This window comes from Stenotrophomonas sp. YJH_SMC_20 (assembly GCF_059367845.1).
Genome location: NZ_JCAFRG010000002.1, coordinates 291871 through 305670 on the forward strand (window position 1 = coordinate 291871; position 13800 = coordinate 305670).

The 13800-nt window shown below is 66.4% G+C and carries 8 protein-coding genes; all 8 read right to left on the minus strand.

What is annotated here, in order from left to right; translation table 11 throughout:
- Positions 1-13 precede the first annotated feature (13 nt).
- The 8 genes from AC5P6A_RS04715 to AC5P6A_RS04750 all read right to left on the minus strand — a co-directional run bounded on the left by AC5P6A_RS04715 (position 14) and on the right by AC5P6A_RS04750 (position 13632).
- Positions 14-2572 carry a glycoside hydrolase family 3 protein gene (locus AC5P6A_RS04715; protein WP_495222251.1) on the minus strand — a complete coding sequence of 853 codons (2559 nt, stop codon included), beginning with the start codon at positions 2570-2572 and terminating at the stop codon, positions 14-16.
- Positions 2569-3978 (minus strand): sugar porter family MFS transporter, encoded by a 1410-nt coding sequence (locus tag AC5P6A_RS04720; RefSeq protein ID WP_010485699.1) that lies wholly within the window; start codon positions 3976-3978, stop codon positions 2569-2571. Before AC5P6A_RS04720 ends, AC5P6A_RS04715 begins: the two co-directional genes overlap by 4 nt.
- Before the next feature lie 31 nt (positions 3979-4009).
- Positions 4010-5344 (minus strand): xylose isomerase, encoded by a 1335-nt coding sequence (gene xylA, locus AC5P6A_RS04725; protein ID WP_346474237.1) that lies wholly within the window; start codon positions 5342-5344, stop codon positions 4010-4012.
- A gap of 43 nt (positions 5345-5387) precedes the next feature.
- A complete protein-coding gene (gene xylB / locus AC5P6A_RS04730) occupies positions 5388-6881 on the minus strand; it encodes a xylulokinase (protein WP_346474236.1) in 1494 nt (497 codons plus the stop codon).
- Positions 6882-7045: 164 nt separating this feature from the next.
- Positions 7046-8575, minus strand: a complete 1530-nt coding sequence (locus tag AC5P6A_RS04735) for a tryptophan halogenase family protein (RefSeq protein WP_233654111.1) — start codon at positions 8573-8575, stop codon at positions 7046-7048.
- Positions 8576-8589: 14 nt separating this feature from the next.
- A complete protein-coding gene (locus AC5P6A_RS04740) occupies positions 8590-9612 on the minus strand; it encodes a cupin-like domain-containing protein (protein WP_346714839.1) in 1023 nt (340 codons plus the stop codon).
- A gap of 3 nt (positions 9613-9615) precedes the next feature.
- The gene (locus AC5P6A_RS04745) at positions 9616-10374 is read right to left on the minus strand and encodes a SapC family protein (protein WP_111098460.1); all 759 of its coding nucleotides are present in this window, start codon (positions 10372-10374) and stop codon (positions 9616-9618) included.
- 129 nt (positions 10375-10503) lie between these two features.
- A complete protein-coding gene (locus AC5P6A_RS04750) occupies positions 10504-13632 on the minus strand; it encodes a TonB-dependent receptor (RefSeq protein ID WP_346714840.1) in 3129 nt (1042 codons plus the stop codon).
- Positions 13633-13800 lie beyond the last annotated feature (168 nt).

Consider the following 13800-nt stretch of genomic DNA (forward strand, 5'->3'; position numbering starts at 1 on the left):
GGTAGCGGAGGCATCATGTACCGCATCCGAGGGTGACCTCGGCTTCGTTCAGTGCGCCCAGCGCGACGCGTGATACGGAAATCGTCATCGCATCGCCCGTCACCACTGACCACGGTCGGTCGATCGCGTCCAGCTTGGCGCCCGCCTTGGCCAGGCACTTCAGCGGCACGCCAACGCGCTTCCACTGGCCTTGTGGAAGCGCCGCCAGCGACGGCCCGATGGCGATGCGTGCCGAGCAGCCCACGCCGCAACCGACCGACAGCCACACCTCACCCTGCGGCGCAAAGTCGACCCGCAGCGTGGTCAGCAGCATCAGGTCGCCGTTCGATTCACGCCGCAGGTCCAACGCCGTGTGCGACTGCAGTGCCGCGGCGGCTTCGCCATTGCCCGACCAGGCCAGACGTCGTCCATCCTCCTGCGCCAGATGATCCACGCCGGTGATCTTCAGCCGATCATGGGGCAATGCATCCGGCACGCGGGTCACGGTCAGGCCCTGGCCTGCGGCCTGCTCAAGGCGCAGCGCCATGCCGGGGCCTGCATCACCGCGGGCGAAGAACACGCCGGTCGCGCCCTCGTTGCCGGTCAAGCCCGATGCCTCCGGCAGCGCGGCCAGGTCGCCGTTGTCGGCGTAGGTCAGGCCGAAGCCGAACGCAAACAACGGATCGTAGTCCTTCTGGCCCACGTTGTTGGCGTACTGGGTGGCGGTGCGCGGCCAGCTGAAACTGAGCTTGCCCTTGAAATCGTGCTGCACGCGGCCATCGCTTCCGCGCAGCAGTACATCGGCAATGCCGGCGCCTTCCGAGCCCGGCAGCCATGCAGCCACGAAGGCATCGGCGGCATTGATTTCCCGGTTCACCCAGAGCGGCCGCCCGCTCAGGAAAACCGCAACAACCGGTATGCCTTCGGCCTTGAGCCGCTTGAGCAGCGCCAGGTCCGTTTCGTTGCCGGGCTTGTAGGCCAGCGTCGGCCGGTCTCCCTGGAACTCGGCATAGGGGTCTTCGCCAAACACCACCACCGCCACATCGGGCTTCACTGCATAGCGACCGTCAACGGCAAGCACGGCTTCACCACCCGCCGCGCTGGCCTGGCGCGCAATGCCCTCGTAGATCGTGTCCGCGTTGGGGAAGTCCCTGCGGCTGGTGCCGGTGCCCTGCCAGTTGAGCGTCCAGCCGCCCGCCTGCTTGCCGACATCGTCGGCTCCGTCGCCGGCCACGAGGATCCGCTGCTTCGGCGACAGCGGCAGGACGTGGTCCTGGTTTTTCAACAGGACCAGCGATTCGCGCACGGCCTGCCGGGCGACCGCGCGATGTGCCGGCGCGCCGATCAGTGCGAACTGCCCGCCGACGGCCCGCGTGGATGGCCTGCCGGCCTCGAACAGCCCAAGGCGGAACTTGACCCGCAGGATCCGGCGCACCGCATCGTCCAGGCGTTGCGGCGTGATCCGCCCATCCTTCACCGCAGCCAGCGTCGTCTCGTAGAACCCCTTCCAGCTGTCCGAGGCCATCGCCATGTCCAGGCCCGCGATGATGGTGGCCGGGCAGTCTGTGGTGGTGCAGCCCTTGACCTGTCCATGACCATTCCAGTCACCCACCACGAAGCCACCGAAGTTCATGCGGCCCTTGAGTACATCGGTAAGGTAGTACCGGTGCCCATGCATCTTTTCACCGTTGACGCTGTTGAACGACGCCATCGCGGTCTGCGCGCCGGCGGCGATTGCCGGCGGATATCCGGCGGCGTGGATGCGCACCAGGTCCGGCTCACTGATGCGGGTGTCGCCCTGGTCCTTGCCGTCGGTGGTGCCGCCATCACCGAGGAAGTGCTTCACCGAGGCGATCACATGGCGGCCATCGAGGAACTCCGGCGTTCCCACCCTGCCCTGCAATCCCTCCACCATGGCGGCGGCATAGCTGGCCACCACGTCCGGCGATTCGGAGTAGCCTTCGTAGGTGCGTCCCCAGCGATCATCCTGGGGTACGGCAACGGTCGGCGCGAACGTCCATTCCATGCCGGTGACGCGGGTCTCCAGCGCGGTAATGTCACCGATCTGCCGCAGCAGCTTTGGATTGCGCGTGGCGCCCAGCCCGATGTTGTGCGGGAACAACGTGGCGCCAATGATGTTGCTCTGCCCGTGCACGGCATCGATGCCGAACAGCAGCGGAATGGCCTTGCCGCCTTTCGAGGTGTCCATCGAGGCGTCGTAGAAGGCGTCGGCCAGCGCCAGCCATTCGGCCGGCGACGCGTCATAGCGGCCACCGGGATCGGAGTTGCCCCCGGCCAGGATCGAGCCGAGCCGGTAGCGGCGCACATCATCTGGAGTGACGCTGGCGATGTCGCCCTGCACCAGCTGGCCGACCTTGTCCTCCACCGTCATTCCGGCCATCAGGTCGGTGATGCGCTTCTCCAGCGCCGGGTCCGCAGCCAGGGGCCAGATGACCTCCGGCCAGGGATCCTTGTCGGTGGCTGCGGCGGCGGCAGCCCGGTCCTGGCCGCGGCAGCCGAGCAATCCCAGCATCAGTGCGGCGACCAGCGCGCCGCTGCGGATTACGAAGGTCTGCGATGTCACGATGCTCATCCTTCCATCTGCTCCAGTTCCTTGCCCTTGGTCTCGTGCACATGCCGGACGACGAAGATCACCGAGATCACGGCAGCCACCAGGTAGATGCCGTAGGTGGCCGCCAGCCCTGCCGCGGCCAGCAGCATCGGGAACGTCACCGTGACCACGAAGTTGGAGGTCCACTGCGCCGCGCCGGCGACTGCCAGTGCCGAACCGCGGATCTGGTTCGGGAACATCTCGCCCAGCATCACCCACATCACCGGTCCCCAGGACAGATTGAAGAACACGACGTAGGCATTGGCCGCCACCAGTGCCAGCGTGCCCATGCGGCCGGGCAGCTGCAGATGCCCGTCGGCCAGCGAACCGCTGGCAAACGCCACCACCACCAGTGCAAGCGACAGCGACATCCCGGCCGAGCCGAACCACAGCAGGGGTTTGCGGCCGATCCGGTCAATCAGCAGCACCGTGACCACGCAGGCACCGATGCTCAGCGCGCCGGACAGCACGTTGATCAGCAGCGCGTCGTTTTCGGAAAAGCCGACCGCCTGCCACAGCACGGCGCCGTAATAGAACACCACGTTGATGCCGACCAGCTGCTGGAAGCAGGCCAGCCCGACGCCGACCCAGACAATCGGGCGGATCCGCCCGGTCGCCCGGCTCTTCAGGTCGGACAGTCGAGGGCGATGATGGTCGTTGGACAACGAGGCATCGATCTCCTCGAGCGTGGCGCGGGCCTTGTCGCTACCCAGCAGCCGGGTCAGCACCCGCAGTGCATCGTCCTTGCGCCGCTTCACCACCAGGTAGCGCGGGCTCTCAGGAATGGTCAGCAACAGCAGCAGGAACAGCAGCGATGGCGCGGCCTGCATCCAGAACATCCAGCGCCAGGCGGCCTGCCCACCCCACAGCGGTTCGGTCGACGCGCCCGCTGCAGCCGCCAGCAGGTAGTTGGACAGGAAGGCAGCGGTGAGCCCGGTGATGATGGCGATCTGCTGCACCGTAGCCAGTCGGCCGCGATAGCGGGCCGGAGCGACCTCGGCAATGTAGGCCGGCGAGATCACGCTGGCCGCGCCGACCGCGAATCCACCCACCACCCGCGCGGCAATGAACCAGCCCGACGACACCGCCGCCCCGGCCCCGAGTGCCGACAGCAGGAACATCACTGCCGACAGGATCAGCACGTTGCGACGGCCCAAGCGGTCGGCCAGCCGGCCTGCACTGAACGCGCCCACCGCACAGCCCAGCAGCATCGACGCGATCTCGAACCCCTGCATCCACTCACCGGACCGGAACGCCTGGTGCAGGCCATCCTGGGTACCGTTGATCACGCCGCTGTCGAAGCCGAACAGAAAACCGCCAATCGTCGCCACCACGCTGATCAGTACGATCAGCCGCGTGTTCTCACCGCTGCCTGCTGCCTGGTTCATCCCCGTCCCCTTGAGTGCGCCGTTGCCGCGCTCAGCGCAGCAGGTACTGGTTGAGCAGGTTTTCGTAACGCTCCTGCTTGCCGCTGGCCTGGCGCGGTTCGCCGAGGCGGGCGGCCAGTGCCGCCAGGTCCGGCAGGCTGAGCGTGCCACGCTCGAACTCCTGGCCGGCGCCACTGTCGAAACTTGCGTAGCGCTCCTTGCGCCATTGCTCCCAGGGAGACTCGGTCAGCAGTGCATGGGCAACCTCCAGGCCGCGTGCGAACGCGTCCATGCCACCAATGTGGGCAATGAACAGATCCTCCAGGTCGGTCGACTCACGGCGCACCTTCGCATCGAAGTTCAACCCGCCCTCCAGCCCACCCTGGCGCAGCACGACCAGCATCGCGCCCACGGTGTCGTACAGATCGCTGGGGAACTGGTCGGTGTCCCAGCCGTTCTGCGCGTTGCCGCGGTTGGCATCGATGCTGCCGAGCAGGCCATGATCGGACGCGACCTGCAGGTCGTGCTCGAAGGTATGGCCGGACAACGTGGCGTGGTTGGCCTCGATGTTGAGCTTGAAGTCCTTGTCCAGCCCGTGTTCCTTCAGGAAGCCCACCACCGTGGCACTGTCGAAGTCGTACTGGTGCTTCATCGGCTCCATCGGCTTGGGCTCGATCAGGAAGTTGCCCTTCAGGCCGATGCTGCGGCCATAGTCGCGGGCCATGGTCAGGAAGCGTGCGAAGTGCTCGATCTCGCGCTTCATCTGCGTATTGGCCAGCGACGCATAGCCCTCGCGCCCGCCCCAGAACACGTAGTGCTCGCCACCGAGTTCGACCGTGGCCTCCAGGGCGGCCTTGACCTGCACCGCGGCGCGGGCCACCACGGCGAAATCGGGATTGGTCGATGCACCGTTCATGTAGCGCGGGTGCGAGAACAGGTTGGCCGTGCCCCACAGCAGCTTGACGCCGGTGGCCTCTTGGCGCGCCTTGGCCAGGCCCACCATGTGCGTGAGGTTCTTCTGGTACTGGGCGATGTCGTCGGCATCCGGCGCCAGGTCGATATCGTGGAAGCACCAGTACGGCACGCCCAGCTTGGTGAAGAACTCGAACGCCGCGTCCACTTTCGCTTCGGCCGTGGCCAGCGGCGAGCCCGCCTCCCACGGGAACTGCCGGGTACCCGGGCCGAACGGATCGTGCCCGGCATTGCAGAAGGTATGCCAGTAGCACACGGCAAAGCGCAGATGCTCCTGCATGGTCTTGCCACCGATGACCCGATTTGCATCGTAGACCTTGAAGGCAAGCGGATTGTCCGAGCCCTTGCCCTCGAACGGAATGCGGCCGATGCCGGGGAAGTACTCCTTGGCGCCGATGAAGGGCTGCGTGCTCATGGTGCGTGCTCCTGTCGTTGTACGGGGTGTCGTGGAGGCGCCATCAGCCGCGCTGCAGCGGCGTGATGGCATCAAGATGACTGAGGAAGCGTGCGTAGGCCCGTGCATAGGCATCGCTGCGGTCCGGATCCGGGCGCGCGGAGAGCGTGGGATCGACGGTGACGTGCCGTGCGGTGATGTCGCTGATCGAAGTGGCGTTGCCCTGCGATCGGGCGAGCGACCATAGCGCCTGTAGCGCCGCTCCAAACGCCGCGCCTTCGGCCTGCACCGGGACCTCCACGGGCAGGCCGAACACATCGGCCACCAGTTGACGCCAGGCAGCGCTGTTGCTGCCACCGCCGGTGAGTACGATGCGATCAAACTGCATGCCCGCGCGGACGAAGGCGTCGTAGCCGTACCTCAGGCTGTAGGTCGCGCCCTCCATGGCGGCGCGGTAGAGGTGCGCCGGAGTGAAGTTGGCGGTTTCCAGGCCGGCCAGCACACCCTTGCCGAACGGCAGGTCCGGCGTACGCTCGCCATTGAGGAAGGGCAGCATCACCAGCCCGCCTGCTCCCGGTGGCGTCGCGCGCAGGTGTGCATCGCCGTCGCGAGTGCTGAAGCCGAAGGCACGGGCCACCTGTTCGGTCGCCACGGTGCAGTTCATGGTGCAGATCAGCGGCAGCCATCCTCCCGTGGACGAGCAGAACGCGGCCCAGGCGCCGTCCGCGTCGATCACCGGCGCGCTGGAATAGGCGAACAGCGTTCCAGACGTTCCCAGGCTCATCGCCAGGCGTCCTTCGGTGACGCAGCCAGTGCCGATCGCGGCCATCATGTTGTCGCCGCCGCCAACGGCCACCTTCACCGCCGCTGCAAGCCCGAGCGCGGCCGCGGCCTTCGGCGCGATATCAAACAGGGCGTCGGGTGCGGCGATCGGCGGCAGGCAGGCGGCAAGATCACGATCAGGATCGGTGGCGCGCAGCAGTTCCTGCGACCAGGTGCGTGTGCGCACGTCCAGCCAGCCGGTTCCGGACGCATCGCCAAGCTCGCAGAACCGCTGCCCGGTCAACACGAAATTCAGGTAGTCGTGTGGCAGCAGGATGGTCGCCAGCCGCGCATAGGCGTCGGCACGGTGGATCCGGGTCCAGGGCAGCTTGGACGCTGTGTAGCCGGCCAGGATCGGGTTGCCCGCCAGCGCGATGGTCCGTTGGAATCCTCCCACGGCGTCCATGATCTGGATGCATTCGGCCGAGGTGCTGGTGTCGCACCACAGCTTGGCCGGCGCCAGTACCTCGCCAGCATCATCAACCGGCACGAACCCATGCTGCTGCCCCGATACCGCCAGTGCGACGATGCGAGCGCGCAGCGAGGGGTCGATCCTGGCAAAGCAGTCGCGCAGGGCCGACCCCCAGTCGGCAGGCGCCTGTTCACGGCTGCCGTCGGCACCGCTGTCCAGCGTGAGCGGCGCGCTGGTGACGGCGGCCACCGCTTGCGCCTGCGGGTCGTAGACCAGCACCTTCAGGCTCTGCGTCCCTGCATCGATCCCTGCAACCAGACCCATCGAAACCGCCTCCAATCAACAAAAAGGTAGCGCTAACATTCCGTGGACTCAAAAAGGGGGCGTGGTGTCCGGCCCCCTCGTTGCCACCGCATGCGTCATCGCCTGCGGTGTTCCCGCACTGTAACCAGCTGCAGCAGAAAAAGCGTGCTGCAACGCAAAACCTGCTATGCGTTTGCTGCCGTCGAACGCCACACGTCAACGCCGGACCTGCAGTACTGCGCGATGAACTCCGCCTGGGTCGGCATCTGCGCGGCGGCCTGCTGCACCGGCTGCTGGATGCCCTTCAACAGGGTGCGCAGATCGGCGTCGCTCACTGCCCGCGCCAGCGGATGCGGCGGGCCTGGCGGAATGCCCTGCCCGAGCAGCACGCTGGTCCAGGACTCGATGCGGAACAGCTCGCCGGGGTCCTGCCAGGCGTGCGCACGCTCGCGCCACGCCTGCAACCGCTGCTGCAGCGATCCGGGCACGCTCATCTCGCGACACGCCTTCCACATCGGTTCGGTGCGCTGCGTTGCGTGATAGTGCAGGATGATGAAGTCGCGCACGTGCTCCATTTCCTGGCGGCTGACATCGTTGTACAACTGCACCAGCGACGCACTGATGCCGTCGAACGGGAACAACTGGATCAGGCGCACCACCGCGCTGATCGTCAGATGGATGCTGGTCGACTCCAGCGGTTCGATGAAACCGCTGGCCAGCCCGAGCGACACCACGTTCCTGTTCCAGGCCTTCAGCCGGCGCCCGCTGCGGAACGGCACGTTCCATGGGTCGCGCAAAGGTGGAGCCCCTGCATCGCGCAGCAGTTTCGCGGCGGCCTCGTCATCAGACAGATGGCGGCTGTCATACACCAGCCCACAGCCAACGCGGTGCTGCAGCGCGATGTGCCAGCGCCACCCCGCCTCGTGGGCGATCGCCCGGGTATAGGGCACCGGCGGCGCCACCGCTTCGGTCTGCACCGCCACGGCCCGGTCGCACGGAAGCCATTCGTGCCAGTCCTCGTAGCCGGTGCCCAGCGCCTGCTCGATCAGCAGGCCACGGAACCCCGTGCAGTCGATGAACAGATCGCCCTCGATCACCTGGCCGTCGTCCAGTACCAGCGCCTGAACCGAGCCGTCGTGCGCGTGCTGCCTGACCTGGGCGATCCTGCCTTCGATCCGGCGCAGGCCGTTGGCCTCGGCCCTGCCGCGCAGGAACCGCGCATACAGGCTGGCATCGAAGTGATACGCATAGCTGGCCTGCGGCTGGGTGTGCAGCGAGAAGCGGTCGCCGCGCGACGCGATGCTCTCCAGGCAGAAGTCGCCCAGGTCCGAGGGCATGCCGCGGCGCAGGCTGTCCAGCCAGAAGTGATGGAAGGGGGCCGCCCAGGTGCCATGGCCGATGGTGCCGAACGGATGGAAGAAGCGATCCCCCGGCAGCCGCCAGTTCTCGAACGAGATCGACAGCTTGAAGGTGCCGGCCACCGCGCGCAGGAACTCCTGCTCGTCAATCTGCAGGAAGCGATGAAAGGTGCGGATCGGCGGCACGGTGGACTCACCGACGCCGACCGTGCCGATCTGCTCGGACTCGACCAGCGTGATCTGCAGCTGGTCACGGAACTGATGCGCCAGCGCGCAGCCGGCCAGCCATCCCGCTGTACCGCCACCGGCAATGACCACCTTGCGGATGCGCCCTGCAGGCGTGCTTTCGGTATCCAACGCGGTGCCCTCTCTCAACGGTTGAGCCTGCCCAGCAGCATCGCGCGCATGCGGCGGGCGCGCTGCTCGTCGAACGGTGCCAGATCCCCGCGCGCGGCGTCAGGCAGGTGCTGCCCCGCGCGCTCGCCGGGGCCGAATACGTAGTAACGGAAGAGCCCTTCCCAGGCCTGCTTCTCACGCGCTGGCAGGTCGCGCACGGACCACATCGCGTGCTGCAGCGCCGCCAGCGGCGACCCCAGCCAGGCCGGCGAGCTTCGCCACCAGTAGTTCACCAGCACGTTGAACGGCTCCAGGCTGCGTACATAGTGCCACCACATGCTGGGAATGAAGATCGCATCGCCGGGTCCAAGTACCGCGGTGCGTGCATGCGCCAGCGCCTCGCGGAAACGTGGATGCCGATCGAAGTCGGGGCGCTCGAAGTCCACCACGCTGACGACCTGTCCGCCCGGCGTGGGATCGAGCGGGCCCGGATAGAGGTTGTCGATCTGGGCGGGCGGGAACAGGGTGAACTCACGCCGCCCCACCGCGCAGCAGGCGAGGTTGTCGGGTGTGTCGAAATGGCACGAGGCCGTCACCCGGTTGCCGATCCAGATGCTGGCGGTGGCGTCGATGCCCTGCTTCGCCAGCCCGGCGTCGTTGGCCTGCGCGAATGCCGGCAGCAGTGCCCGCTCGATCGGCAGCGAGGCCACGTAATAGGTTGGCGGCCGAGGCGCATGCAGCGTCGTGGCGATCTCTTCCAGCACCTGGGCCAGACCGCCACGCCGCACTTCGAAGTTCAGCCGGGTGAAGTCCGCGCTGTAGAACGGGCGGCCTGCGATCTCGGGGCCGCCGAACGAGTACTGGATGGGCGCACCCGCATCGACGCTGCACAGGTACGCCATTGCGTCCTGCACCCCGCCCAGTCCGGCCTGGACCAGCGGCCAACCGCTGGCGATGCCGCGCAGTACAACCGGCTCACCGGCCTCCACCAGGTCAGCCAATGGCAAGGCGGCAGGATCGATGCCTTCCAGGATCCGCATCGGCAGGCGGGCGTGCACCGGTCAGTTCCTGACCGCCTGCGCGGTGCCGTCCTGGACGCGGAGGCGGCGCTGCTTCTCGGCGATCAGGCGGCGCATGTTATGCAGCGAGGCAAGCATCAGGTACGCACCTTCCAGGTAACCGGCGCGGTTCAACGCAGCCAGGCGCGAACTGTCCAGCGCCGCCAGGCGCTCGCGGTCAATGCCGTGCAATCCGCTCACGCTCACCCGGTGGTGCGGCGCGATCTGCACGTCGAGCGTGACCGGCTGGATGAGGCCGCAGTCGTCGAGCATCGCGAACATTGCGGCCGCGTACGCGCTGCCCTCGTGGATGCCGCGCAGCACGCCGGCGATGTGGTCCAGGTAGGGCGTGTTGCCGCCCTGCGGCAGGAACACCGGCTCACCGGCGCCGGCGGTGACGCGCGGATGGTCCAGGTCCACGTGCATCACCGCATCCTGGGTGAGCAGGCCATCCACGTAGTGCTCCTGGAACCCGATCAGGAACGGCCCTTTGGCGGCCGCACCAGGCAGGTAGGAGGCATTCCAGCGCCCGTCCTGCAGGAACAGGTTCTCGTGTTGTTCGAAACCCAGCAGGGCCACGGACTGCCACGCTTCTGACCCGGTTTCCCTGCGCAGGAAGATCGGATACTCACGCTGCAGTTCAGCGAACTCGCTGGGATAGGCCGGCACCATGCCCACCGCATCGCCGAACTGCGGCCCGAATCCGGTGGCGACCTTCAGGTCCCGATGCGCGATGTTGTTGAGCATTTCGTAGCGGGCCATCAGGGTATCCAGTCCAATGCGGGTTGCTGGCCGGCAGGGTAGCGCAGGCGCGACAGGTGCGGCGACACCGTCCCGGCACGGCACCGCTGGCGGGCAGCGGTGCCGTGCCGGACGCATCGGCAACCAGGTTCAGAACTTGTAGCGGACGCCCAGCATGTAGCGCGGGCTCTGGTCTGCCAGCTTGACAATCATCTGCGACGTGCGCGAGCGCCACCGCACATCCTCACCGGTCAGGTTGATCGCCTCCAGGCTGAAGGACCAGTGGTCATCGAGCGCGTAGTTGACGCTGAGATCCCACTGCTCGTACGGCTCCACATAGTACGGATTGCGGCTGGAGCCCTGGTTGGCCAGGATCAGGTACTGATCGCGCCAGTTCCATGCCAGTCGCACCGACCACCCGTACTTCTCGTACATCAGCATGGCGTTGGCGGTGTCGCTCAGGCCGGTGAGCGAGAACTGGTCGATACCCGGATCGCCGCCGTTGTTGTAGCCGACATCACCTTTCACCACCGTGTAGTTGGCCAGTACGCCGAACCCGGTGTCACCGAAGAAGTACTGCCCGCCCAGCTCCCAGCCGTGCAGCTTGGACTTGTTCTGGTTGATCGGGCGATTGACGTTGAACTGGTACAGCGGATCGTTGGCCTGCCCATACAGATCGTAGGCCGCTTCGGTGGCCAGCACCTGCGCATCGGTGCCGTTGTAGGCACCCAGCCCGGCGGGATTGTTGCGCAGCAACGCCAGTGCGGTGAACAGCGAGGTGTCGTTGGCCGAGCAGGCAGCGGCATTGGCCGGCCCGACCTGGGCGACGCAGGCGCCGCTGGTCAGGAAGTCCAACGCCGCCCGCGCATCCGGCCCGGAGGTCGGGTCGGTGAGGCCGTACAGGCTTTCCTGCACGACGGTGTTGCCGATGAAGTTGCTGACCGACTTGTTCCAGTAGGTCAATGACACATAGCTGGCGTCGGCGAAGTACCACTCCAGCCCCAGGTCGAGGTTGTCCGATTCCAACGGCTTCAGGCTCGGGTTCTGCGAATTTCCGCTGGCGCGCGACGAGGGATCGATCAGCACCGAGCCGAACGGCTGCTGGGCCCCGGGTCCCGCATAGAGATTGCCGTACGGCGCGCGGGCGATGCTCTTGCCGAACGAAACGCGGCCCTTCAGCTCCTCGGTGAAGTCGATGCTGAAATCAAGGTTGGGCAGGATGTAGCTGTACCGCGCCTTCTCCGTGAAGGGCTGCTGCTCATCGGACAGCACGATGCGGAAATCGTTGTTGGCCTGCCACTCGATGGACTCGGGGATGGCAATGACCGAGGTCGACACCACGTCAGTGGTTTCATAGCGCACGCCCAGGCGGGTGTTGGTGCGCATGCCACCCAGCTCCCCGTCCAACTCCACCTGGAAGTACGCCGCCTTGGTCTTCTCTTCCACGAAGTTGTCGGCCGCGCGTTGCGGGTTCACACCCAGGCCGACGCCGTACTCGCGCGATGCCCATTGCGCGAGCTGCCCGGCATTGCCGCGCCAGGCGGGCCAGCTGTTGGCACTGTAGTCGTCGAACAGGCCGACGATGCTGACCGGCTGCAGCAGGTCCATCAGGCCTGCGGCGGTATCCCGGTCCACGTTGGCCACGCCCCAGTCGCCCAGGGTCGAATAGGCCTCGGCGGCCTGGATGCGGTGGGTGGTGGACTTGTTGGTGTCCACGCCAAACTGGAAGCGGCCGTGGTCGAAGTTCCATTCGCCATCGACGCGCGCCTGCTTGATCTCGCTGATCTGGGTCTGCGCGTTGACGCGCAGCACCTGCGTGCCGACCTCGCCTTCCTGGAAGCCCGGATTGACCACGCCATTGGTCCCGGCGAGCGCATCGGCGGTGCTGGGATACCAGACCTGGGTGCCAACCGGCAGGCCATTGTTGAAGTTCAATTCCTGCACCCAGGAGCCGCCACAATGCGGGCCACGGGTGCAGTTGTTGGTGCCGGCGATGCTCATGAAGATCGAACCACCGCCGGTCAGCGGATCATTCGGGCGGCTCTCGTTCTTCGAGTTGTGCGCATCGAAGCTGAGCTTGAAGCGGTCGCTGACATTCCAGACGGCGTTGAAGCCCAGCGAGCCCAGCTTGTACTCCTGCATGCTGCGCTGCTGTTCCAGGCCGAAATCCTTGGTGCCGGCGATTTCACGGATGTAAACCGGCGTCGCGACGGCGCCACTGGTGTCGAACTCGACGTTGGTGTAGTTGCTGTTCTGCAGCCACATGCCCTGCTCGCCACGATTCTCGGTGATTTCGTTGGTCGAGTAGGTGTAATCCACGGTCAGGGTCAGGCTGTCCGTCGGTGCGAACTGCAGCACCGCCTGGCCGTTGACGCGTTCGCGTTCGAATTCGGAGAACGCGTAGCGCAGGTCGTTGGGCCGCGCGTAAAGCTGGCCGACGGCCGGGGCATTGACCACGGTCGGGTTGCCCGGCATCGACCCCGTCCACGGCTGCACGTTCCAGTAGTTCTCCGTGGCTTGGACCGAGCCGCCCTTGCGCTTCTGCTGGCTCGCGCTGAGGCTGACGCCAAAGGTCTTTTCCGGATTGCTGTAGCTGAAAATGCCCGACAGCTCCGGTGTCAGGTCATTGTCGAACGGCTGGCTCTGGTCGGAGACCAGCTTCGCCCCGGCGTTGGCCACGATGCCGGCGTGATCGAGCGGGCGCGAGGTCAGGATATTGATCGTCGCGCCGATGCCACCGCTGGGCACCTGTGCCTGGCTGGTCTTGTAGACCTCGATGCCATTGATGGCCTCGGCGGCCAGCTGCGCGAAATTGAAGGCGCGGGTGCCGCCGTCGACACCGCCGATGGCGACCTGTCCAGAGGCACCGAATGCATCGGCACCCGGCATCTGCCGACCGTTGAGCGTGACCATGTTGAACTGGGGGCCGAAGCCACGCGCGGTCACCTGCGCACCCTCGCCGTCACGGCGCTCGATGGAGATGCCGGTGATGCGCTGCAACGATTCGGCAAGATTGGTATCGGGGAACTTGCCGATGTCCTCGGCGCTGATCGCGTCGACCACGCCCGCCGAGTCGCGCTTGATGTCCATGGCCTGGCTCAGGCTGTTGCGTATGCCCGTGACCTGCACTGCGTCGAGCTGGGTGGGCTGCGACTGGCTCTGCGGCTGCTGCCCGGTCGCCGGTGCTGCGTCCTGCGCAAAGGCAGGATTGATGACCAGGGCGCCACCCACGAAGGTGAACATGGCCCGGGACCGGAACTTCGCCAATGCGCGGCTCATGAACCGGACCTCGGGGCCAGGGTGCCGCGGAAACTGCAAGTGCTCATGAAAGTCCCCTCTGACATACGATCGAATGGATGTACCGCCCCCTCCCAGGGGCACGCACGGGCGTGGCCCGCATTCCAAACCGAACAGCACGGGTGCTCGGGCACGCCGCGACTTACACTT